General features: G+C 66.8%; 24 protein-coding genes and 2 pseudogenes. 11 read left to right on the top strand and 15 right to left on the bottom strand.

The features are described 5' to 3' along the window. Window positions 1-485: 485 nt before the first annotated feature. Window positions 486-652, bottom strand: a pseudogene (locus IE272_RS39250) (HNH endonuclease); the annotation flags it as partial. A gap of 263 nt (window positions 653-915) precedes the next feature. Next, window positions 916-2,142, bottom strand: coding sequence for a tetratricopeptide repeat protein (locus IE272_RS35260; RefSeq protein WP_190009723.1), 1,227 nt, complete (start codon window positions 2,140-2,142; stop codon window positions 916-918). A 258-nt stretch (window positions 2,143-2,400) separates the two neighbouring features. Between IE272_RS35260 and IE272_RS35255 the strand changes: the two genes are divergently transcribed. Further along, window positions 2,401-2,973 carry a hypothetical protein gene (locus tag IE272_RS35255; RefSeq protein WP_229897955.1) on the top strand — a complete coding sequence of 191 codons (573 nt, stop codon included), beginning with the start codon at window positions 2,401-2,403 and terminating at the stop codon, window positions 2,971-2,973. Between the two features lie 42 nt (window positions 2,974-3,015). Here the strand turns inward: IE272_RS35255 and IE272_RS35250 are convergent. The 4 genes from IE272_RS35250 to IE272_RS35235 all read right to left on the bottom strand — a co-directional run bounded on the left by IE272_RS35250 (window position 3,016) and on the right by IE272_RS35235 (window position 7,635). Continuing rightward, window positions 3,016-3,818, bottom strand: a protein-coding gene (locus tag IE272_RS35250) for an IS5 family transposase (protein ID WP_190009804.1) whose coding sequence is annotated in 2 segments (ribosomal slippage) — window positions 3,016-3,470 and window positions 3,470-3,818 — 804 coding nt in all. Because the reading frame shifts where the segments join, the coding sequence is not laid out codon by codon here. Between the two features lie 1,199 nt (window positions 3,819-5,017). Continuing rightward, on the bottom strand, window positions 5,018-5,473 hold the full coding sequence (locus IE272_RS35245; protein ID WP_190009721.1) for a hypothetical protein: 456 nt from the start codon (window positions 5,471-5,473) through the stop codon (window positions 5,018-5,020). Window positions 5,474-5,595: 122 nt separating this feature from the next. Continuing rightward, a complete protein-coding gene (locus tag IE272_RS35240; protein WP_190009719.1) occupies window positions 5,596-5,877 on the bottom strand; it encodes a site-specific integrase in 282 nt (93 codons plus the stop codon). A 393-nt stretch (window positions 5,878-6,270) separates the two neighbouring features. Next, the gene (locus tag IE272_RS35235) at window positions 6,271-7,635 is read right to left on the bottom strand and encodes a tetratricopeptide repeat protein (protein ID WP_190009717.1); all 1,365 of its coding nucleotides are present in this window, start codon (window positions 7,633-7,635) and stop codon (window positions 6,271-6,273) included. A gap of 125 nt (window positions 7,636-7,760) precedes the next feature. Here IE272_RS35235 and IE272_RS35230 point away from each other — a divergent pair, with 125 nt between their 5' ends. The 5 genes from IE272_RS35230 to IE272_RS35215 all read left to right on the top strand — a co-directional run bounded on the left by IE272_RS35230 (window position 7,761) and on the right by IE272_RS35215 (window position 9,735). After that, entirely contained in the window at window positions 7,761-7,949 is a 189-nt protein-coding gene (locus IE272_RS35230; RefSeq protein ID WP_229897971.1) for a recombinase family protein, read from the top strand. After that, window positions 7,892-8,101, top strand: a complete 210-nt coding sequence (locus IE272_RS38950) for a recombinase family protein (RefSeq protein WP_229897953.1) — start codon at window positions 7,892-7,894, stop codon at window positions 8,099-8,101. The genes IE272_RS35230 and IE272_RS38950 overlap by 58 nt, the downstream gene beginning before the upstream one ends. Continuing rightward, window positions 8,031-8,564: an Imm1 family immunity protein gene (locus tag IE272_RS35225; RefSeq protein WP_229897951.1), complete on the top strand. Its 534-nt coding sequence runs from the start codon at window positions 8,031-8,033 to the stop codon at window positions 8,562-8,564. The genes IE272_RS38950 and IE272_RS35225 overlap by 71 nt, the downstream gene beginning before the upstream one ends. A 135-nt stretch (window positions 8,565-8,699) precedes the next feature. Continuing rightward, window positions 8,700-9,212 carry a DNA polymerase thumb domain-containing protein gene (locus tag IE272_RS35220; protein ID WP_190009714.1) on the top strand — a complete coding sequence of 171 codons (513 nt, stop codon included), beginning with the start codon at window positions 8,700-8,702 and terminating at the stop codon, window positions 9,210-9,212. A gap of 25 nt (window positions 9,213-9,237) precedes the next feature. Then, window positions 9,238-9,735 carry a hypothetical protein gene (locus tag IE272_RS35215; protein ID WP_190009712.1) on the top strand — a complete coding sequence of 166 codons (498 nt, stop codon included), beginning with the start codon at window positions 9,238-9,240 and terminating at the stop codon, window positions 9,733-9,735. A gap of 71 nt (window positions 9,736-9,806) precedes the next feature. Here IE272_RS35215 and IE272_RS35210 read toward each other — a convergent pair whose 3' ends face one another. Next, a complete protein-coding gene (locus IE272_RS35210; RefSeq protein WP_190009710.1) occupies window positions 9,807-9,989 on the bottom strand; it encodes a hypothetical protein in 183 nt (60 codons plus the stop codon). 777 nt (window positions 9,990-10,766) lie between these two features. Here IE272_RS35210 and IE272_RS35205 point away from each other — a divergent pair. Next, window positions 10,767-11,411 (top strand): hypothetical protein, encoded by a 645-nt coding sequence (locus tag IE272_RS35205; protein ID WP_190009709.1) that lies wholly within the window; start codon window positions 10,767-10,769, stop codon window positions 11,409-11,411. A 20-nt stretch (window positions 11,412-11,431) separates the two neighbouring features. Here the strand turns inward: IE272_RS35205 and IE272_RS35200 are convergent. From IE272_RS35200 to IE272_RS35180, 5 genes are all read right to left on the bottom strand, one after another. Then, window positions 11,432-12,311, bottom strand: a protein-coding gene (locus IE272_RS35200; protein WP_373304231.1) for an IS5 family transposase whose coding sequence is annotated in 2 segments (ribosomal slippage) — window positions 11,432-11,972 and window positions 11,971-12,311 — 882 coding nt in all. Because the reading frame shifts where the segments join, the coding sequence is not laid out codon by codon here. 149 nt (window positions 12,312-12,460) lie between these two features. Next, window positions 12,461-13,039 carry a hypothetical protein gene (locus IE272_RS35195; RefSeq protein WP_190009707.1) on the bottom strand — a complete coding sequence of 193 codons (579 nt, stop codon included), beginning with the start codon at window positions 13,037-13,039 and terminating at the stop codon, window positions 12,461-12,463. Further along, on the bottom strand, window positions 13,036-14,205 hold the full coding sequence (locus IE272_RS35190) for a DUF7224 domain-containing protein (RefSeq protein ID WP_190009705.1): 1,170 nt from the start codon (window positions 14,203-14,205) through the stop codon (window positions 13,036-13,038). Before IE272_RS35190 ends, IE272_RS35195 begins: the two co-directional genes overlap by 4 nt. Before the next feature lie 62 nt (window positions 14,206-14,267). Beyond that, window positions 14,268-15,017 (bottom strand): ATP-binding cassette domain-containing protein, encoded by a 750-nt coding sequence (locus tag IE272_RS35185; RefSeq protein ID WP_190009703.1) that lies wholly within the window; start codon window positions 15,015-15,017, stop codon window positions 14,268-14,270. A 66-nt stretch (window positions 15,018-15,083) separates the two neighbouring features. Then, window positions 15,084-15,500: a hypothetical protein gene (locus IE272_RS35180; protein ID WP_143674075.1), complete on the bottom strand. Its 417-nt coding sequence runs from the start codon at window positions 15,498-15,500 to the stop codon at window positions 15,084-15,086. A 642-nt stretch (window positions 15,501-16,142) separates the two neighbouring features. On the opposite strand from IE272_RS35180, the gene IE272_RS35175 reads away from it, so the two are divergent. After that, window positions 16,143-16,307 carry a hypothetical protein gene (locus IE272_RS35175; protein ID WP_190009701.1) on the top strand — a complete coding sequence of 55 codons (165 nt, stop codon included), beginning with the start codon at window positions 16,143-16,145 and terminating at the stop codon, window positions 16,305-16,307. A gap of 446 nt (window positions 16,308-16,753) precedes the next feature. On the opposite strand, the gene IE272_RS35170 is transcribed toward IE272_RS35175, so the two are convergent. After that, window positions 16,754-17,113, bottom strand: a complete 360-nt coding sequence (locus IE272_RS35170; protein WP_190009699.1) for a hypothetical protein — start codon at window positions 17,111-17,113, stop codon at window positions 16,754-16,756. Window positions 17,114-17,174: 61 nt separating this feature from the next. Between IE272_RS35170 and IE272_RS35165 the strand changes: the two are divergent. Beyond that, a pseudogene (locus IE272_RS35165) lies at window positions 17,175-17,557 on the top strand (transposase); the annotation flags it as partial. Between the two features lie 91 nt (window positions 17,558-17,648). Beyond that, on the top strand, window positions 17,649-18,524 hold the full coding sequence (locus IE272_RS35160) for a hypothetical protein (protein ID WP_190009697.1): 876 nt from the start codon (window positions 17,649-17,651) through the stop codon (window positions 18,522-18,524). Here the strand turns inward: IE272_RS35160 and IE272_RS35155 are convergent. Next, window positions 18,513-19,376 carry an NsdA family TPR-like regulatory protein gene (locus tag IE272_RS35155; protein ID WP_229897949.1) on the bottom strand — a complete coding sequence of 288 codons (864 nt, stop codon included), beginning with the start codon at window positions 19,374-19,376 and terminating at the stop codon, window positions 18,513-18,515. The two genes, IE272_RS35160 and IE272_RS35155, sit on opposite strands and share 12 nt — an antisense overlap. Before the next feature lie 101 nt (window positions 19,377-19,477). Further along, the gene (locus IE272_RS38945; RefSeq protein WP_229897948.1) at window positions 19,478-19,768 is read right to left on the bottom strand and encodes a hypothetical protein; all 291 of its coding nucleotides are present in this window, start codon (window positions 19,766-19,768) and stop codon (window positions 19,478-19,480) included. Between the two features lie 168 nt (window positions 19,769-19,936). Between IE272_RS38945 and IE272_RS35150 the strand changes: the two genes are divergently transcribed. Then, window positions 19,937-20,245 (top strand): hypothetical protein, encoded by a 309-nt coding sequence (locus tag IE272_RS35150; protein WP_190009695.1) that lies wholly within the window; start codon window positions 19,937-19,939, stop codon window positions 20,243-20,245. Window positions 20,246-20,299: the final 54 nt, after the last annotated feature.

The following is a 20,299-nucleotide window of genomic DNA, read 5'->3' as shown; positions in this document are numbered from 1 at the left end:
CGTCGAGGTGCTCTGGCGTGAGCGGGAGGCCCATCGAACGTGACGGACTTGAACGCCTCCGACGGGCCCTCAGGCATGAGGAAGCGCTCGGCGGTCTGGCTGAACTCGGCCTCACAATCGCGGACGGGTGGCAACTTGATTCCGGCAACAGGATCGTCATCCGGGTGATGGAACAGCTCTGAGCGCGAGTTCCACGCGAAGCGATGGTTCAGCTCCCTCGCTACCTTGGTGTTGGCTGGAAATAGGCCGTCTCCATCTCGGGGAGTCGTCATGATGATCGCCGCCCGGCGGTCGATGGGCACCATGATCGCGGCAGCGTTAGCTAAGGGCTGTCCCGTAAACGATCTCGGTCTCAGGGGCGTCGGGGGTAGTCAGGGTGATCGCCGTAAGGTGACACGAGGTCGAGCAGGTCTTCGCATGGCCAGGTCTCGCCGTCGTACTGGCAGTCATCGCGGTTGGCCCACGGTAGTTCGGGGTCGCCCGTGGCGGGTGTAGCCGGTGCGGTCCTCTTCGGTGACCTGTACCAAGCCGACCGCGTCGGCCAAGGTTGTCACCTCAGCAGCCGGAGCGGCCTGAACGGCGGGCGCGGAGAGAAGGGCACAAGGGTGAGGGAAAGTACGCTGAAGCCACGCACCAGGTTCTTGATCACCATCGCGTTCTACCGGCACTCCGGCCCGCCGCGAAGCCCAGGGCTCCGGCTGTCACCCGCGCGGGGGAGAAGGTTCACCACAGGAACGCTTCCTCTGCCCGCACCCGGCCTCATGAGCACCGGGCCTGGCCAGACAGGTGGGCATGGCCCGTCAAGGTTCAGTACCCAAATCCTGCCCTGCCGTGGGTAGTCGATCCGAGCCACGTATGTACAGTCAGTCCCCCGTGCCTCTGCGGACGGCATCGACGGGCTGACGGAAGAAGGATCTAGGCCTCGTCTGTACGGTCCGCCTCAGCCACCAGGTTTCCGAGATTGACCATGGCGTCGGAGTTTCCCGCATCGGCTGCACGGCGGTAGAGGCTTTCGGCTTCGTCTGTACGGCCCGCTCTCTCCAGCAGCACGCCGAGGTTGAACATGCTGCTGCTGTGTCCGGCTTCGGCGGCCTGTCGGTAGAAGCTCTCGGCCTCGTCCGTGCGACCCGCCTCAGCCAGCCGGTTGCCGAGGTTGAACATGCCGCTGCTGTGTCCGGCTTCGGCGGCCTGTCGGTAGAAGCCCTCGGCCTCGTCCGTGCGACCCGCCTCGCTCAGCAGCACGCCGAGGTTGACCATGCTGCTTCTGTGTCCGGCGTCGACCGCCTGTCGGTAGAGGCTCTCGGCCTCGTCCGTGCGGCTCGTCCTCTCCAGCAGCAGGCCGAGATTGAACATGGCCCTGCTGTGTCCGGCGTCGACCGCCTGTCGATAGAGGGTCTCGGCCTCGTCCTCACGCCCCATCCCAACCAGCAGGTTGCCGAGGTTGACCATGCTGCTTCTGTGTCCGGCGTCGACCGCCTGCTGGTAGAAGCCCTCGGCCTCGTCCGTACGGCCCGCCTCAGCCAACAGCACGCCGAGACCGTACATAGCAGTGGCATCTCCGGCGTCGACGGCCTGGCAGTAGAGGCTCTCGGCCTCGTCCGCACGACCCGCTCTCTCCAGCAGCAGGCCGAGGTTGACCACGGCGCCGCTATACCCGGCATCGACGGCCTGGCGGTAGAAGCCCTCGGCCTCGTCCGTACGGCCCGCCTCAGCCAACAGCACGCCGAGACCGTACATAGCGATGGCATCTCCGGCGTCGGCTGCCTGGCGGTAGAAGCTCTCGGCCTCGTCCGCAAGGCCCACGTCAGCCAGCAGGTTGCCGAGGTTGACCATGGCGCCGCAGTGGCCGGCTTCGGCGGCCCGGCGGTAGAAGCCCTCGGCTTCGTCCGCACGGCCCGCCTCAGCCAACAGCAGACCAAGGTTGAACCCAGCGATGACGTTCCCGGCGTCGACGGCCTGGCGGTAGAAGACCTCGGCGATGACCGGGGCCGCTTCGTGGGCGTGGTACCCAAGGGTCGTCAGTTCGTCAGGGTCTGTTGTGTGCTGGAGGGCCGTGTGCCAGGTGATGTCGGGGACGGAGGTGTGGGTGTGGTCGGTGAGGTAGTCGAAGACGTCCCAGGCGTTCGGGTCCTGGGTGGGCACGAGCATGCTGGTAACGCCGTGGCGGCGCCGGGTCGCCCATTCCAGGGCGAGGTCGAGTGGTTCGGGGCGCAGGAGGGGTCCGCCGGCGGCGGTGAGGTAGGGCTCGTGGGCGGACGTGAGGATGTCGTGTGAGTAGGGGGGTCTAAGACGTCGTCTTGATTGGCTGAGACGAGACGGGAGTGGGGAGGACGAACCCGTGTGCTTCCTTGATTCTCGGCCGGATTGTGTCGGCGGCGCCGGGTAGACGATCATGAGCCAATGGGCATGGACATGGACATGAACGGTTGGGCGGTGCTCGAGGACTCGAAGCGAGAGCAGTGGGGTTATGTTCCGCGTCAGTTGGTTGGCCCCCTGGCCTTCGGAGTCGATCGACGTGAAGCGGTGGCGGTCATGGCGGGACATGGCTTCGCTGCCGAAGAGCGCGAGATTGACCGGTGGAGTCCGCAGAGGGCTCAGTGGCGCGTGGAGTTCGGCAGGATGGGGTCGGACAAGCATCGACCTGCAGTGAAGTCCTACTTCGTCGAGGGCGTGGGATTGACTTGCGTGCTTGTTGATGGGATCCGCGGTCCCCAAGTCACCTGCGAGGGGATCCGCCTGATCGGCCGCGTGCCGTCGGAGCTGGACTCGGAGATGGAAGCGTGCGCTGTCGAACGTGGCCTCGGCATCATGTATTGCCTCTCTGGTGACCTTTGCTGGCCCGGCTTCGAGTTCGATCGAGGCGGGCAGCGTGCGGGCGATGCGGTCGTGAGCTGGGCATCGTTCTTCAACACAGGAGAGATCGCCGGTACCTCTTGGGACATCACTCCTGCGGAAGTCTGGCGTCACCAGTAGGCCGCTGAGCTTCCAGCGCCGAGCCGCGGAAGGCGGCCAATCTCATCGGATGAGTCGGCGGAAGCAGATGAGGGTGCTGGCTATGCCAACGAAGGCTAGGAAATGCTCGGCCTTGCGCTCGTAGCGTCGGTGCAGGCGGCGGCAGCCGTTCAGCCAGGACATCGTCCTCTCGACCACCCAGCGGTGCCGGCCGAGACGGTCGGAGGGTTCGATGCCGCGGCGGGCAATGCGCGGCACGATCTGCCGACGCCGAAGCCATCCGCGTAGGTGGTCGAAGTCGTACCCCTTGTCAGCATGGAGCTTGGCCGGGCGGCGACGCCGCGGCCCGAAGCGGGAGCGGATCGGCGGGATACCGCGCATCAGCGGGACCAACGCCTGGCTGTCATGGACGTTGGCGCCGGAGATACCCACCGAGATCGGCAGCCCGTTGCGGTCACAGACGACGTGCATCTTCGATCCGAGCTTGCCGCGATCGGTCGGATTCGGTCCGGTCAGAGGCCCCCTTTGACCGCTCGGACGCTGGCCGAGTCGATCGCGCAGCGCGACCAGTCCAGCTCACCGTTCCTGCCGAGCTGGTCAAGGACCACACGGTGCAACTTTGCCCAGACCCTCGCAGTGGACCAATCGGTGAAGCGGCGGTGGACCGTCTGCCAGGAAGCTCCGAAGACTGGTGGCACTTGCCGCCAGGTGCAGCCCGACGTGGCGACGAAGATGATCGCGGCCAGCACTGCACGATCGTCACATCTCCGGCGGCCTCCGCCTTGGGCGCGTACCGGAGGCTCCGGCACCACATCCTGAAAGATCTCCCACAGCCTGTCCGGCACCAGACGCAGAACTATGTCCATGCCGGGAGCAACGATCCAGCACCAATCGAGACACCGTCTAAGGCCGGTGCGGGCGAGGTCGACGGCTGCTGCGATGAGGGCTGCGGCACGGGGGTGTCCGCCGGGGCGGTGGGCGCGGCGCCATTCCTGGAGCAGCGCGGGGCCGGCGGCGAGGTACTCGGCGATTCCGTAAGTTCCGTGGTGGGCCAGTGCGTCGGCGATCCGGTCGTCCTCTCCCTCTCCGGCCCGTTCCAGTTCGCCGGGTGTCCAGATTCGGTTGAGTTCCACGGGATCCAGTTGCCGTAGCACGCGTGCTCCTGCGGTCGCAGTCCGGGCGTGCTCCGTTCCCATCTCGGAGGTGGTCTCCGGGGCGGCGAAGATTTCGAACTGCTGGTGTCGCATCGTGGCCAGCACCGGGATACGCAGACGGATGAGCTCGGCGAGCAGCCCGGGTTCCAGTCCGTCGGGGCCGAGGCACGATTCCAGGTCGTCCAGCCATACGACGCACCGGACCGCGGTGCGGTCGATCACCTCCACCGCGGTCAGCAGGTCCGCGCCACCGGCAGGAGCCACCACCCGGTACTCCGGAAGCTCTGCACGGAGCGCTTCGAAGCAGGCCCGTGTTTTGCCCGCGGTGGAGTCCCCGACCACCAGGACCAGGCCGCCCTCGTGCGCGGCGCGCGTGAGCCTGGTGCGGATGACCGCGTCCTGGTCCCGGGGGACGTAGGGGGGCACCGCGTCGCCGAAGTCGTCAGGCCGTGAGCGGTGAGTACCCGCCGCGAGCGCATCCCAGCCGCCGGCCAGCGGCCACCGGAGAGGATCCTGCAGATACACGGGGACATGCTTGCCCGCAGTGGTGAAGGTGACAGGACCAGTGATGGTCCCAGCCATGACCACGTTTTCCTGCCGGCCGCCGGAGATCCTGTTACTTGTCCCCGGCACTTTCCCTCCCACTCCGCACCCTCCCCCATTTCCGCGCGCACTTCCGACCTCATACTCCACGATCCGGGCCGGAGCCGAGGGCGAGAACGGACACTGCCCGAACCGGATCGGCACCACCGGCTCCAGCCCGCCCACCGCTGGGCGTCACAGCAGCATCCCGTGGCCTGCAGATGAGGTCGAGACGCTGCTCTGCGACGCGAACAGAACCGTTGAGGTCGTTGCATTCGACGAACAAAGCCGGAGCGACTTCGTGGGAGTCCCCGAACGACCGCACGGTTCTACGGTGCGAGGTCCATCGGGTCGCCGGTTGCCTCCTCGCCCCGCCAGGTCTTGTCGGCGGCTCGCCACCCGGCGCAAGTATGGGTCCAGGGCAGGGAGTCGATGGGGTGCAGGCGTGAATGCCGGAGGACCGCGCGCAGGGCGATGAGCCCCGGCCCGGCGTCCGGGCGGACGGGTACTCCCGCAGCGAGCTCCTTCGCCGTGGGGAGCAGCGGGCGGTCGAAGTAGACGTTCTGCGGTCCTGCTCCGATCAGCCACAGCAGTATCCCGTTGCTCACCTCCTGCGCGCACTCGGCGTCGATGTCGTCGGGGCCGAGCGGGTTGACGAACTCGAAGCCGAGCCGCCCCTCCGGGAGCGGCTCGAAGTCCACGGTGAACACCGCGAAGCCGCCCATGCAGCTGGGCCGTGTGTAGCGGACGTGGACGTCGCGGCGGGCTTCGGCGGGGAATCGCATGCTGGAAGCGTGCCCGCCCTGCGGACGCCAGGGCAATGGGTTTCGGGACCCCCGGCGGCGACTGACTCGCGGTGACCGTGGTCTAGCTCTAACGGGTCTGACCGGGGCTGAGCCGTGCGTGGTCAGGTGAGGCCGGCGGAGGCGTTGTCGTCCCAGCCGTCGTCGCGCTGCATGTAGCCGAGCATCGAGCGGGAGTGGCGGGCCCAGCCGCCCTGGTCGGCGATGGCGATGCCGTCCTTGCCGTTGCGGCGGCCGACGGAGGCGAGGCCGATGCGCAGGGAGTGCCCGGTCCAGTGGATCGGCACCCCGGCCCGCTCCGAGATCCGCTTGATGGCGCGTGTGACGGAGTCGGGCACCATCCCGCCGGTGACGTGGCCCCACTTGTCGATGCCGACGAACGCCATCGTCGACGGGTCGGCCCACTGCTCGCCGTGTTCGGCGACCAGGCGGGTGCGGTAGGCGATCCAGGCCCGTACCGGGCAGAGCTCGGGGTCGTCGGCGTAGCGGATCTCGCGTTGCGTACGGAGTGCTTGGTCTTGCCGGTGAGCACGGCGACGACCAGGCCGCGCGGGTGCAGGGTGACATCGCCGGTCAGCAGCCCGGCCGGGTCCTGGCTGCGCGAGGCGTAGTGGAAGCCGCTCAGGACCAGGGCCTTGTCCCGGTCGCCGGTGAGGGTGTCGGGGCAGGCGCGGACGATGGCGCGCAGGCCGTCGACGTCGGCGCCGACCGCCTGCCCGCGTCCAACTGAACGGGCCCGCTACGTACAGTGGAGACGTGGCACATACCAGCCCGAGCTGTCAGAACGGTGGTTCGGTGAAGTAGTCGCCGTCCCAGGCGGGTGTGGTCGGTTTGCTCATCGGCTGCTGGAGGACTCGTACAGCGTCTTCGATGCGGCCGAGGTCGATGAGACGCTCGGCACGGAGAGAGCCGCCGACTGTCGGGTGCCGTTCGAGGACTGCGGCGGCTTCCTCAGTGCGGCCAGCTTCAGCAAGCACGTCGGACAGGACCCAGGCCGCGTACCAGGTGTCGCCCTCGGGGTGAGACCGCGCATGCTCGATCGCTTCATCGAGCAGGCCGCAGTCGGCCATGAGCGGAAGCCGCATCCGGAAGAAGTCCCAGTCCTCCTTGCCGCCGCGGCGACCCCTGAGAGCATCAAGGTAGGCCAGGCCGTCCTGGGGCCGGTCATGGTCGGCGTACAGGGTGCAAAGAGTGTGGACGACCCAGTCCTCGGCGCCGCCGGGCCGTTCGGCGAGCGCGCGCATCACCTCGATCGCCTCGTCGCCCCGTCCGAGCCGCACCAGGAGCTCGGACAGCGGTACAGCCACATGCCACATTCCATCCGGCGTAGCACCGAAGGTGCGGTAGGCGGCGATCGCGCCTTGCACGTCACCGCGTTCCTCCAGCACTTCGGCAAGGCGCTGTGCGGCGTGCCCGTGGTGCTCGGACGCTGCGTACGCACGCAGCTCCGTGATCCGGTCGTGCCTAGCCAGCATGTCCGCCAGTTGGTCACGGCCGTTGACAGAAGTGGTCTCGCGGGTGTGCAGCAGGGTGATTGCCTCCTTGATCTGGCCCTGGCGTTCCCTGATCGTGGCGAGCAGGTCGACTGCGTTGGACGGTTCCATCCGGAGGTTGTTGCAGTCGGGGTCGTTGCAAGCGGGGACCGCCCCTTCTATCCGGACCTCCAACAGGGCCGCCGCTTCCTCATCCATGTCGGCCGCTTCGGCGATGTCGACCAGGCACTGGGCGAGGAACCAGTCCTGGATCCCGTCACGCAGCAGCATGAATGCCTCACCGCCACGGTCGTGGCGGGCCAGCAGGCGCGCGAAGAAGACCAGCGCCAGCCGGTCACCGGCCTCCGCGTACGGGCGGGACAGCGCGATCGCCTCCTCCACCCGGCCCCAGCCCTCCAACAGCTCCGCCCGGGCTCGGGCCGCCGGCCACCAGTTCGTGGCGATGTACGGAGCGAGCACCTCCAATGCCTCTTCGTGCCGGCCCCGATGGCCGAGCAGCCGTGCCCACTCCAGCGCGCAGAACCACTCCCCGCGACCGGCCTGGAACTCCACTTCCCGCTCATGGCCGAGTTCGAGAAGCCGCGACACCAGCAGCGGAGGAATGCAGCCCGTCAGCGTTCGGGTGCGGCAGTCAAGATCAGCAGCGTCCACGACAGCGCACCTTAGCCCTCTCCACCCACACGGCCCGCACGTTGGAGCCATCGCATGTGAGGGTAGACGTCAAAAAACCATGGCTACTTGAGGGCCCACTGCCGTGCGTGACTACTCTGACCGATGTGTTCGACATGGACGACGACCTCTTGGCCGCCTTCCCCGCGCGGCCGAGTGAGATCCGCATCGGCTACGCGCGGGTGTCGACCGGCGGGCAGAACCTGGACCGGCAAGTCGACGCGCTCACCCTCGCGCGGTGCCGGCGGATTTCAAGGAGAAGAAGTCGGGCAAGAACGACGCCCGGCCGGAGCTGAAGGCGTGCCACGCCTTCCTCGAGGCCGGGGACTCTCTCGTCGTGCCGTCGCTGGACCGGATCCTGGAGGCAAGAAGACTCTGTGGGGAGCAAGACCAAAATGACGCTGAAAGTCCTGGGGAGCATACCGCTGTATCTGGAAAGCCAAAGTGAGGTCGATGGCTATCTCGATGAGGTTTTCGCGGGAGAATCTCGCAGTAGCTCACACGCGGATCTCGCTTTCCAAATCGTCAAGGACGTAGCAGGCGATAGGGTGTACGCGCCGGCTCCCGACAACATGCTCTCAGTCGGGATTAACTTTGCTGCGGGGTACGGGGGGCTCATCTGGTACTGCGACGGAAGCCTTTCTCGTCAAGTGTCCGCAGAGTTCGGTCAGGACGTTGCGTACCACCCTTGGGTATCCTTGAATCCCGATCCTCCACATCGTGATCCCAGGGTATTGTCTGATCCATCGTGTCCTACCTTCTTCGATCGGATTAGCGCTGTTCCGTTGCCGGTAATTCGCGCTGTGGTGGAAGAGTATTTTCAGGCGGGAACCGGTTTTCGTCCTGCGAAGGTGCAATGGGCGAAGGGGCACTACACCGGCGAGCTTGACACAGAGGTGACTGAGACGTAGAAGCCGAAGTTGCCAGAATTGTGCTGTGGTCATCCTTTCCATGGGTGGCCACAGCACAGTCGTTTCTTGGGGCGAACGCCCGGCAGTGCTTTCCCGTAAAAGTGGTCCGCGCGCTGCTGCCTCCGCGGGGCGCTGGTGAGGTCAACGTACGCGGGGCAGTCGGCGGGGAGGAGGCTCGATGCGGGAGCTGATCCCGTCCACGACCGTGAGCAGCGGGCCGAACAGCTCCTCGGTGTCCGGGCCGCCGCCGCTGCCGGGCCGAGCCGGATGGTCGCCGCCATGGCCTGCGCCCTCACACCCCCCGGACGCCTCCTCGCCGTGGAACCCGCCGGGGTGAGCGCGTTCCTGCGGCCCCGGCGGGTCCGGGAGCTGCCCGGCGTCGGCCCCACCACCGCCCGCCTCCTCATCCAGCACGGCGTCCACACCGTCGGCGACCTCGCCTGCCTCCCCCTCGCCACCGTCCAGCGCCTCCTCGGCGCGCGCACCGGACGCACCCTCCACGACCGCGCCCACGGACACGACCACCGGCCCGTCGTCACCGAACCCGTCGCCCGCTCCACGAGCGCCGAGCACCGCTTCACCCGCCTGGCTTTCCGGGGAAGGGACCCTGTCGGCGCCTTGTACGGTCGAGTCACTGTCGGAGCATGAGGTCGAGCTATCAAAGAGGTGTACTTTGAGCAGAATTTTGGACACGCACGAAATGGTAGTCAGTCCCAGCTATCGCTTATTTGGATTGATGGACATGAGTATTGAGCCGTACGGGCTGGACCCAGATGATACGCATTGGCTTCTCTCCGTCCCTGGGCTGGTCTATCTCCAAGTGCCATCAGCAGTTATTGAGTCGGCCGTGCGTCTGGAGAGCTGGTCCAGCAAACCCCCGGAAAGTCGGGCCAAATGGTTCGGCCGGGAAGAAGTGGAAGTAGAACTTCCCACCGGGGAGATCGGAATTCACACCATTGATGGCGGGGTTCAGGACATCCCTTTAATTCTTCCCTCAGCTGGGCTGTACGAGATGCGGTGGCAGTGGATGTTCAATGGGGATCGAGGGCCTTTCCTGTCGCCGATCGGGGGAGCGCGCGCGTTGCCTGTCCCGCCAGGCCAGGAGAGAGAATTGAAAGGTAAAGATCAGTACTGCCTTGTGCAGATGTGGCGCACACTTGCCTATACATAGAGGGAATGATGGACTGTGGGGCCGAACTGCTTCGGCCCCACAGTCCATTAGCTTACTGGTGTGCCGTGCCGTCAGTCGCCGATAACGAGAATGAAGGGATCGTGATTCAAGATCCGGTCGTTGTCGTACCAGGCATTCAGGCGGCGCCCAGCCTCCTGGTTCTCGATCCGATCCATGTAACGAACGGAGAATGCATCCGTGTACTCCGTTCCTTCGAACTGCGCGCGCGCCGCGCCCTCATAGGTGGAGGCCATGCGGAACTCGCGGTATCTCTTTTACCTCCAGGCCCCACGGCGGTGTCGGAGGGGAAGCGGACCGGAAACACCGGAAGGGGAGGCCACCCGTCGGGGTGAGGTGCGCCCCGGGTTGCTGCCCGCACCTTTGATCCTCACGCCGGGCGGGGCCGTCCGCATCTCCACCGCGTACCTCTGCCCGGGCACCGGGCCGGGGCCCGCACCGTTCGACAGGCAACGTCGTACTTCGCCACGGGGTAGGCGGGCCAGCCCCGCCGACGGTTGTTCACCGGTACGGGTATTCGCTCCCGGGCGGCCGGGGAAGCCCCGGTCAGGTGACCCGAGAACGACAGCATCATCAACGGAGCACTGGGAGGCCGACGACGGCGCCCGGCGTGGGTGTCTGCTGGTAGTGCGGGTTACCAGGGGCGGAGTTCGGTGGTCAGTTCCTCCCACCACTGGTGGCGGTGTTCGTCTTCGGGGTCGGGGCTGGGGCCGAGGGCGAGGAGCCTGGTCGTCGACGCGGTAGGTGAGGCGGTAGAGCAGGACGCGGGTCGCGCCGCGCCCCGGAGAAGAGCTCCGAGGCACGGCGGCGGTCGTTCAGGAGGCGGTGACGCCCCATCCGGGGTCCTGGTCCTGTCGGGCGGTGCGCGGGTTCGGCGTGGTGGTCATGGCCCGGGCGTACGCCCGGCAAACCACTGAGAACAGCCCCGGGCCGGGCTTCCGCTGCCCCACGGTTGGCCTACGCTCTGCTAGGGCCTGGTGCGAAAGTGCTGGTCACAGGCATTTGAAACGCAGATGCTGGCCAACATTGATGTGTGGCAGGGTGCTCACATGTCCAACGGCGTCTCCTATCCCGTCTTCCGTACGTCCGACCCGGCAGCGGCCCTCGCCACGGGGCGCCGGCTCCTCGCGCTGGGCGATCGGGACTATGCCCAGGTATCGGTGGACGTGGAGCTCTGCACGGTCGCGGAGGTGTTGGAACTGCGTCAGGTGCTGCCGGACGCCTGGTTCCGCACGGAGAACGAAGAGTTCTGGGCGAGGGAGTTTGATGCGCAGGCGGGCTTGCGGTGCGACTGGCACGCGGCCGAGCTTTCTGAGGATGCGGATGGCCTCGTTCTCCTGCTCCCGCTCTGGGCGTCGATGCTGGACCAGCCGGTCGGCAGTGTCGAGGACGCCTTCACCGCGTTGGTTGGTGCGAGATACGGATCGATCCGCTGGGACCAGGTGATCTGGCCAGCGGTGCCAGAGCGCGGGTACGACGGGCGAGTCAATCACGACGGGGTCACCCTCGTGTTCAACTGCGACGACGCAGGAACCACCCGACAAATCGGGACCCACACTGTATGCGTCGACGTCCACAAGACCGAGGTCTCACAGAGCTACGCCGCCTGGCTAGCCGAGCAGATCGGCCAGGCGGTCATCGGCCCGCCGTACGATTAGGACCCGCGTGGAAGTGGTGGTCAACAAAGCCATTCGTTGATGGCGGCGACCAGCACGGTCGCTTCGAAGCGGACGGCGAGTTTGTCGTAACGAGTGGCGACAGCCCGGTGGCGCTTGAGCCGGTTGATCCCGCACTCCACAGCGTGCCGCTGCTTGTAGTCGTCCTTGTCGAACTTTGGCGGCCGACCTCCGCGTGATCCGCGACCCAGGCGGTTGCGGACCCGGTCCGCCGGGACCGGGATCGTGGCCCTAATCCCGCGTCTACGCAGGTAGGAACGGTTACTGCGGGAGTCGTACGCCTTGTCTGCCCGCACCCGGTCCGGCCGCTTGCGTGGCCTGCCGAGCCCGAGCCGGGGCACCCGGATCGCTTCCAGGACTGGCTCGAACTGCGGAGAGTCACCCCGGTGCCCGGCCGTGATCACTACCGACAAGGGCTTCTGCCCCTGCTCGACGGCAAGGTGGATCTTGCTGGTCAGGCCGCCCCGGGAACGTCCAAGGCCGTGGTCGGCCGGCTCGGCACAGACTCCGCCGGGCGGCTCCTTCTGTAGATCCCCCTTTTTACCGCTCCGGCGGGGCGTGCTGGTGGGCCCGGCAGACGGTCGAGTCGACGTTCACCTCCCAGGTGATCAGACCCTTCGCATCCGCCTCGGCCTGAAGCTGGGTGAGGATCCTGGCCCAGGTCCCGTCCCGCTGCCAACGCCGGAATAGGTCATAGACCCGGTCCCACGGCCCATACCGTTCCGGCACATCCCGCCACGGGGCGCCCGTCCGGGTCCGCCACCGAATCCCATCCATCAACTGCCGCCGTGTCCATACCTGCGGCCTGCCCAGCTTGATGCCCTGTGGCAGCAGCGGCTCAAGCCGGGCCCACTGGTCGTTCGTCAGATCCCCACGTCCCACAACGAGTGATCATCAACGAACAAGATCCACTTTCGCAACAGGCCCTAGCCGGGGGCACTGTTCGCCGGGGTGGCCGAGCGGGCCTGGGCCCCGTTCGCAAGCAAGGTCACGATCTACGGCTGAGGTATTAGTTTGTGCATGGTGGCGAGTCAGCTACGGGCTGCTGACTGACGCCGACTGGATGCCAGTAGTCCCAATGCGAACAGAACAAGAGCGGCAGTCCACGCGGGCAGACTCTCGGATGGATAGAGCGTGAGAGCCCACCACTCAGCTGCTGGCTTCCCGGAAGGGTGGAACGCGCGGCCGAGACTGGCGCTGATCAACAGGAGCAGAAGGCAGACCGCGCCGGCTGCAGCCTCGTTACTGACTCGTCGTACGACCAGAGCCACAGCGAGGAGCAGCATGAGGTTGCGCGGGATGTCCATGCCCAGGATGAAGCCCAGTAGATGAGACAACGTCACAGCGGCCGTGACGGCCCCGAGGTCCCAGCGGTCAACGCGCACGACTGCTGTCCTCTCGGGAGCGTCCAGGCGACGCTCAAGGCAGTAAAGGACGGCCCCGATAACGAGGAGCGGCGTGAAGTACTGGACACGCGTACTGACCATGCCGCCCAGAAACGCTGGTACGGGGACTTCCGTCCCGCCGAGTATCCAGCAGATCGCTGCCAGCAGCAGGAGGGCCAAGGGTACGGTCCACCAGCGTCGCACGACGGAGAAGTAGAGCTTCACGTCGTCCCCCCCACACAGTGGGTCTGGTCCTGGGCGGCCTTGCTGAACCACTGGGCCTGCTGCTCGGCCGGAAGCTGACGGATGCGCTGGACCTGTTTCCAGTCCTGCTCAGGGACGCTCGCCCGCACGTCTTCTTCGTCTATGCCTACGACCAGCAGCGCCCATGTGTCAGCCAGGTACGGCTGGCGGCAGTCGCGTATGCCATGGAGGGCGGCGACGCCGGCAACGGCCGATCGTGCGAGATCGACGCGGAGTTGCTCGGTGCTGTTTTCCGGAGACCAGTACAGGGGCCAGGTACCCGGTTCGAGATCGAGTTCATCGGAGGCCAGTCGTAGCGTCCGTGGCAGGGGCACTCCAGAGGCGTGCAGTTTTTCCAGGGCAGGCAGAGAGCTTTTGCGCAGACTGGATGCCTTCTCCGCGTACTCTTCGGGGAGGCAGAGCGTCGGCGACTTGCCGACGCATACGGTGTGGCCGACACGTGCATTCGCAAGCGGGCTGTGCCCCCAGTCCGATACAAGAATCCTGCCTGTGAGGATCGTCGCTGCCAGAACGGCCACGCTTACCACAACCAGCCAGGGCCTGCGGCGGACGCCCACGATGAGCACGACAGCCACAGTGAGTCCTGCGGTGACCAGCCAGGGAACAAGATAGACGAGTGCGTCCAGGGTGTCGGTGAGGGTCGAGTTCTCGGTAATGAAGCCATTCAGGTGTCGCCATGCCGGGGCACTCATGGACTGCGGAATGGCGAGCCAAACCCAGCTACCGACCGCAGCGATCAACGCGGCGACAGCACGTGGACACAGCAGCCCCACCACCCAGCCGATGACTATCCAGGCGCACGGGATTACCAACAGGTGCCCGACGGCAAGCAGACCAGGAGTGCTCGGCCAGACCCCTACGGTCATCCTGGTCATGATCAGTGCGCCAGCGACAAGAACAAGGTGCAGTGCGAAGACCGGTCGGGACGCCCACAACCACTGGCGCACAGGACCCCGAGAGCTGACCCTTCGCAGGTCTTCCACGTGCCGCTGGCGACCGGCTTCCCAGGCGGCAGCACCGGCCACTGCCGGAGCGATCGCTGTGATGCCCCACGAGGCGAACTCGCCCGACGCCAGACCGTAGCCGTGAACTCCCCAGAAGTTCTCCGCCGTGACGAAGCTGTTCAAGTAGAAAAGCGCCGGGAGGATCAACCAGGGAACGGAGGACGCACGAAGATTCCCGAGAGAAATCACTGTTCCACCGATCCCAGCAGAGCTGAATAGGCGCTCTCAAGTCGTCGCCCTGGAACACTCTGCGGATCGGCATAGTCGGCGAATTCCGCTACTCCGCCCTGAAACCTTGGGGCCCCGTTCTCCAGGACCACAACCTGGTCGAAGGCTTGATCCAGGTCGGCAATGTCATGTGTGGACACGATGACGTGCACGCTGCCTCGCAGTTCGACGAGCAGATCATGGAACCGGCGTCGCTGGGCAGGGTCCAGGCCGACCGTGGGTTCGTCGAGAAGCAAGAGTTCCGCGTCATGCACCAAGGCCTGGGCAATGGCCAGCCGTTGCTGTTGCCCTCCCGATAGGGTCCCAACCTTGTCCTTGATCTTCGTCGTCAGTCCGACACGCTCGATCGCTGCGGGAGCGGCACGCCATGCGTCGCGTTCCCGCATCCCCTTGAGCCAGCCGACGTAGGCAACGTGCTCCCGGCAAGTCATTCTCGGAAGGAAGCTGGCACGCTGGGGCAACCAGGAGACCTTGCGCCGGTAAGACCGCAGAGTCCTGCTGTTGGTGGACCGCAAGTCGCCGAAGCGGACCTTTCCTTCCAATGGAGCGTGCGCGCTCGCTCCGAGCGCGAGCAGCGTGCTCTTACCCGCTCCGTTCGGACCCAGAAGGACGGTGTTGCCCGGCGAGAAACTCAGGTCGAGTCTGTCGATGACAGGACGTGTCCTGCGGCTGTAGCGGAACGTGCAGGACTGGTAGTGCAACGGCATGAGTCAACCTCATCGACGGAACTCGCCCCCGGCCCCGCGGTGAACGCGGGGCCGGGGACAGTGTGATTAGTAGGAAACGACCAGGTACCGGACCGAAACGGTGGATCCGACGCCACCGTCATTGACGACGAAGTAGTAGTCCCCGGCTCCATGGTCGTTCCAGTTTCCCGTGGAGGTCGACGTGGGGCTCTCGAAGCACTTCGTGAACGCTGCCTTGGTGTAGTCCGTGTCAGGGAAGTTGTTGACGACCTTGTACAGCGTGACGTTTACAACGGTGTTCCCTCCCGTGCACCCGGTGAACTTGATCGTGGTGCCGGTGGAGGAGCTCGGCTGGTACCACCGGCGGGACTCGAAGCCCGGGCCGACGCCGGTCAGGCTGCTGTCCCAGCTCCCCGCCTGAGCCGGCGAGGCGAAGATGCCGACGATCGTGACGGCGCTGAGCAGCACTACGGCTGCCCGACGGACCGAGGCTCGCAGAGCCATGACACGCGTGTGGAGAGATCTCACAGGTTCATCCCATTCGTTCGCGGGTCGAATCCGGGCACGCGAAAGAGGAATGTCCCCCTCCCCCGGAAAGGCATGCCCGCCCCGACAAGAGCGCCATGCTCCTGTCACATGCCAAACGGTGAGATCGTAAGTTGATAGGCAAAATTGATCAACGGTCACTTTTGGTCATGGCTTGGAATACAGCGAAATCCCCAGGCCCTGGCTCTCACCTCGCCGGCACCCTCGCGCGCCCCAACGTGGCGAACGGACCGCACTCAAGTGCTGACTCTCGTGCCGCTGGGCGGGTGCCCTCCCGCGAGGCGTCGACCGTCGTCTCACCTCGGGCTGAGAAAGCGCCGCTCAGAGCCCGATGTCTCAGACTCCGGGGCGGGAACGTACTCCTGCGCTGAAGTGAGAGTCAGCACCCCAGGCGTCCGCGGTGATCAACGCCGACAGATCCGTCACGGACCCGCTCGGGAACCTGGTCGCCGTGTTCGAGGAGCGCCTGCGCTACTCCATCACCGTGGTGACCACGGAGAACGACAGCATCATCAACGGGGCGCTGGAGTCCCGGCCCGCGGCGGCACCGCGATCATCGTCCCCGCCGGCACCACAACCCCCAACCGGCGCCGTCATCTCGTGTGCCGGGGCCTGGCCCGCTGCCTGTACCGGGAGCCCGGCCACCGCACCGGCCGCATCGACTACTCCACCACCACCGAGCAGGAGATCGAGTACACGGCTCTCCTCCTCGGACGCCGCGTCGACAACGCCAAGCAGGGCCGGCCTCGCAGCGGTGCGGCCTGAGACCTCCGGCCAGTGCCCGGCGTGGCCATCGGCGTACGGCGGCGGGCCTGGTCCCGTACGCCGATGGCCACGAGAGCTGATGCGGCGGCCGAGCTGGGGTCATCAGAAGAGGTCGGCCGCCGCACCGAGGGGAGAGGCCCCCCGAATGGCTATCGGCTGGAGAAGTCTTCCCGCTACGAGTATGCGATGCCGTGAGACCGCAGCCGGCATACGGTGCAGCACAGTCACCCGTATGCCGCAGCACGGTTCTCGGTGCCTGGTCACCCAGCTTTCTGCAAATGCCGGGCTGGACCCTTCTGCGTTCGCTCTCGAACGCCTGCGCTGAAGATCCGACGACGAATACGCTCATCCTCAGACCGCACCGACATGGAGTGTGTGGGACAGGCCCGGTGCCTTACAGGCTTATTACTGATCGTTTCAGAATGAGAGGGGCGGGCTGAGCGGGGTCAGTCCTCGAGGCGTTGCAGGATCTGCGTGAACTCGCCGTTCTCGACCAGGCCGGTGAGGACCTGGATCATGTTGCTGATGCCGGCGTCGCGCACGATGAGCCCGTCCGAGCACCAGAAGTAGCGTCCTCCCAGAGCTTCGCCGCTCGCCGCCCACCGCTCCATCAGCGTTTCAACGTGACCAACCGTGCACATGCTTGCGCTCCACCGAGATCCGTCCCGCAGCTGCACCTCAACGTCTATGTCGGTCACCGCGTCGAGGTCCTCGTCGGCGTCCGGCAGGAACGCAGCTTCAAAGTGCTCGGTGTGGACGCGGTAATAGGGTTCATCCCAGCTGCCAGATGGTGTGCTGTGGCTCATCGGGTGAGTGTGCCGGGCCGATCGCCCCTCCTCAACTGCTTTGTTCTGGCACGCTTCCGGCGTGGACAGTGATCTTGTGCCCGATGACCTGTGGGAGCGGATAGCCCCGCTGATCCCGCCCCGGCCACCGCGGCGGCACCGGTTTCCCGGACGGAAACCGGCCGACGACCGCACCGCGCTGGCCGGGATCGTGTATGTCCTGCGCAAGGGCGTCTCGTGGGCGGACGTCCCTGCCGAACGGATCGGCTGCTCCGGGGTCACCTCCTGGCGGCGGTTGCGGGACTGGACCGAGGCTGGGGTGTGGGCCCGACTGCACGAAGCGCTGCTTGTCGAGCTGCGACGTGCCGACTTGCTGGACATGGACGACTGCGCGATCGACGGTTCCCACGTCAGGGCCTTACTGATCGTTTCAGGATGAGGGGACCATCCCCGCGGGCGCGGGGAGCAGGACGCGGTGATCGTCGACGACCCCGGTGCCCCGGGACCATCCCCGCGCGTGCGGGGATGGTCCCCCGCGCCGGGCGGTGGGTCCTCGATGCGAAGGCCACGCTCCTCGACCTCGAAACCACGGCGGACATCCCCACCGCCCCCTACCCCGGGGCTCGTCACCCTCGGAGCGACGGAAAACGGGGACCTGCTGCTCGCCGACTTCCTGCACACCGGGGCACTGCTCCTCGACGGCACCGCCGACGACGTCCTCGCCGTCGGCAGGGCGATGGCCCTGGAAGCCGGAACGTGCGAGTGGACCGACCACACCGAGATCATGACCGTCGGGCTCGGGACCCGCCTCGCGACGCTGCTGCCCCGCGGCCGGGTCCGGCCGCTGCCCCATGTGTCCGCCGTCGTCGCCGACCTCGGAGCGCTGCTCCTGGAAGTCCACCAGCAGACCGGCGACACGGACATGCCCGAACCGCTGCCGTGGATCCTGGTCTGCGCCGGAGACGTCGACGCCGAGCAGGCCTGGCAGCTCGCCGACGCCGTTTCGGCCGCCCGGGACCTGCCCATCGCGATCGTCCTGCCCGCCAACGACGCCACCCGCGCCGCGTTCCCGGCCGCCGAGAACATCGCCACCGCGCCCGGCACCCCGGTGATGCTCCCCCAGCTCGGTGAGGAGCCGGTGCAGCTGCAGCGGCTGACCGACGAGCAGTACCGGCAGTACCTCCACGCGCTCCAGGTCGCCGAGGAGCCGGCCGAGCCCGCCGCCGGAACCTGGCAACTCGCCGAACCTCACGAGCAGACAGCAGCCGCAGCCCGCCCCGAACCCCACCCCCTGCTGCGGATCCGGACGTCCGACGGCGAAGCCGACAGTGATCCCGGCAGCCCGTACCCCGTGCTCCTTGCATCCGTCGGCGCACCCCGGACCACGAAGACGGCCTCCCCGCCCCCCCCAACCTCTGACTCAGGTCATTAGGGCCTGGCCGAGGAGGTCTCGGGGGCGGCCGTGAAGTGCTTGGTGCAGGGCCTCGGCCCGAGATCGGATCAGACCGTCACGGTAGGGGACAGGGAGACGGTCGAAGATGCCTGTCGCCATTTCGGCAGAGGCTGAAAGGTCGCCGCCGAGGCGCAGACAGGCAGCGGTGTCCATCGCGATCAGGGCCCGGGTCATCACTGATGGGGAGTCGGTGAGGTCGAGGGCATTGTCCTGGGCCGCGTAGGCAGCCTCCGTGTCCCCGAGGAGGGTGTACGCCTGGGAGAGGTGGACGAAGTGCTTCTGTCCCGGATAGCCGAACCAGGTGTCTGCTGTTTCCTGCCCGTCGAGGTGTTCCACGAGGTTCCGTACATCTGTGACCGCCATCCGGGCGCCCCGAAGGTCACCGATGGCGGCCAGGGAGCGGGCCGTGACCGCCGCCGCCAGCGCGCCGGCGGCGGTGGGCGTCCGACCGGCGGCCCTGCGAGCTCGGGAGGCGATCCGTACGGCCGCCTCGGGGGCGCCGTAGTTCAGCGGCACCATCGCGTGCCGTGCCAGCACCCAGGCGGTCATCCTGCGGTCACCGGACTCGTGAGCCGCCTTCTCCGCCGTCGCGAACCATCGGAAGGCGTCCCCTTTGTCGCCGCGATCGTGCTGGACGATGGCGACGAGACCGGCAATGCCTGCAGCGGTACGGGCGAGATCAGCACGTGCGCCGGCGGGGTGGGGCTGGTTGAGGACCTGACCGAGGAGATCGAGGTCCGCCTGCATTTCGCTCAACACGTCGTCGGGCGCCCGGCCGTGGTAGCCGCCCCGGTGCCGCTCGAATGGCCGACTCCAGGTAAGCCAGGTCACCGGCTCTGGAGCCTGTGAGGGCCCCGTCGATGCCCTCGCGCGCCTGCGCGATGCCCGGCAACGCGGTCGTACCTACGACGGCGGCCGCCACCCCGAAGAAATTACGTCGCTTCACGTCCTCTTTCTCCCCTGTGCTGGCTGCGTCGGTGCTGTCGCGATGCGGCGACTGCCCGCTGCACGTCCGTGGCGCTCAGCCCGTATGCGTGGGCGATCGTCTCGTGCCAGTCCGGGATCGGCAGCCGCTTCTCCAGTTCCCACCGCTTGATGTTCTCCCAGTCGAACCACCGTCCGCCCTGGGTCTGTTGAACGACCTTGGCCTGCTGATCTCGGGTGCGTCCAGCGTGTTCGCGGATCGATCGAAGTAAGGCGCCGATGCCGTCCGGGGCCACCATGACACTTTCCCTCCGTCGCCGTCGGGTGCGGCCCTCATCCTGGCCCCCCCGGAGCGGCCCCGCCGGGAAACGCACCCCTTCGTGGCCCCTCATTCCTTGTGTTCCCCGGCAGTTCAATGGGCGAACGCCGCCGACCCCTCGGCTCGCCGCCGGAACGGTCTCGGCCTCGTGCAGAGGGCCGGCGACCTCCGCATCGGCTGGGAGATCCAGCTCTCGACCGCGGGCCGCGAAGGGCCACGCAGCATTCGAGCCCGCGCCCAGAAGGCCATCAGCAACGGCATCACCCCCGCCTGGCACACCGGCCGCTCCGCTTACGCCATCCGGAACGACACGCAGTGGACCCGCTCCGACAACCTCCCCGCCTACGTCATCGAGAAGACCGGCGACTTGCGCGTCGTCTCCGGCTACCGCGCCCTGGACACCTGGAGGTGCGGCTCCCGGGCCGTGCATCCCTGCGGGCCGTGCATCCCTGCGTGAACGGCGGGTGGGGGCGGTGCTGGAAGTACTACACCACCCCGCGGCCGTTGGGCA

Origin of the sequence: Streptomyces anulatus (assembly GCF_014650675.1) — a bacterium.
In the GTDB taxonomy this organism is placed as follows: Bacteria; Actinomycetota; Actinomycetes; order Streptomycetales; family Streptomycetaceae; genus Streptomyces; species Streptomyces anulatus.
Note: the sequence above shows the minus strand (reverse complement) of the source record. Positions and strands in the feature narration are given on the sequence as shown.

What these genes read in the sequence shown, in the direction of transcription:
- IE272_RS35255 (WP_229897955.1), top strand. Translation starts at nt 2,401, where the DNA reads ATGGGCATGGACATGGACATGAACGGTTGGGCGGTGCTCGAGGACTCG.
- IE272_RS35245 (WP_190009721.1), bottom strand. Translation starts at nt 5,473, where the DNA reads ATGCGATTCCCCGCCGAAGCCCGCCGCGACGTCCACGTCCGCTACACA.
- IE272_RS35240 (WP_190009719.1), bottom strand. Translation starts at nt 5,877, where the DNA reads ATGGCGTTCGTCGGCATCGACAAGTGGGGCCACGTCACCGGCGGGATG.
- IE272_RS35210 (WP_190009710.1), bottom strand. Translation starts at nt 9,989, where the DNA reads ATGGCCTCCACCTATGAGGGCGCGGCGCGCGCGCAGTTCGAAGGAACG.
- IE272_RS35205 (WP_190009709.1), top strand. Translation starts at nt 10,767, where the DNA reads ATGCTGGCCAACATTGATGTGTGGCAGGGTGCTCACATGTCCAACGGC.
- IE272_RS35185 (WP_190009703.1), bottom strand. Translation starts at nt 15,017, where the DNA reads ATGCCGTTGCACTACCAGTCCTGCACGTTCCGCTACAGCCGCAGGACA.
- IE272_RS35180 (WP_143674075.1), bottom strand. Translation starts at nt 15,500, where the DNA reads ATGGCTCTGCGAGCCTCGGTCCGTCGGGCAGCCGTAGTGCTGCTCAGC.
- IE272_RS35170 (WP_190009699.1), bottom strand. Translation starts at nt 17,113, where the DNA reads ATGAGCCACAGCACACCATCTGGCAGCTGGGATGAACCCTATTACCGC.
- IE272_RS35160 (WP_190009697.1), top strand. Translation starts at nt 17,649, where the DNA reads ATGCGAAGGCCACGCTCCTCGACCTCGAAACCACGGCGGACATCCCCA.
- IE272_RS38945 (WP_229897948.1), bottom strand. Translation starts at nt 19,768, where the DNA reads ATGGTGGCCCCGGACGGCATCGGCGCCTTACTTCGATCGATCCGCGAA.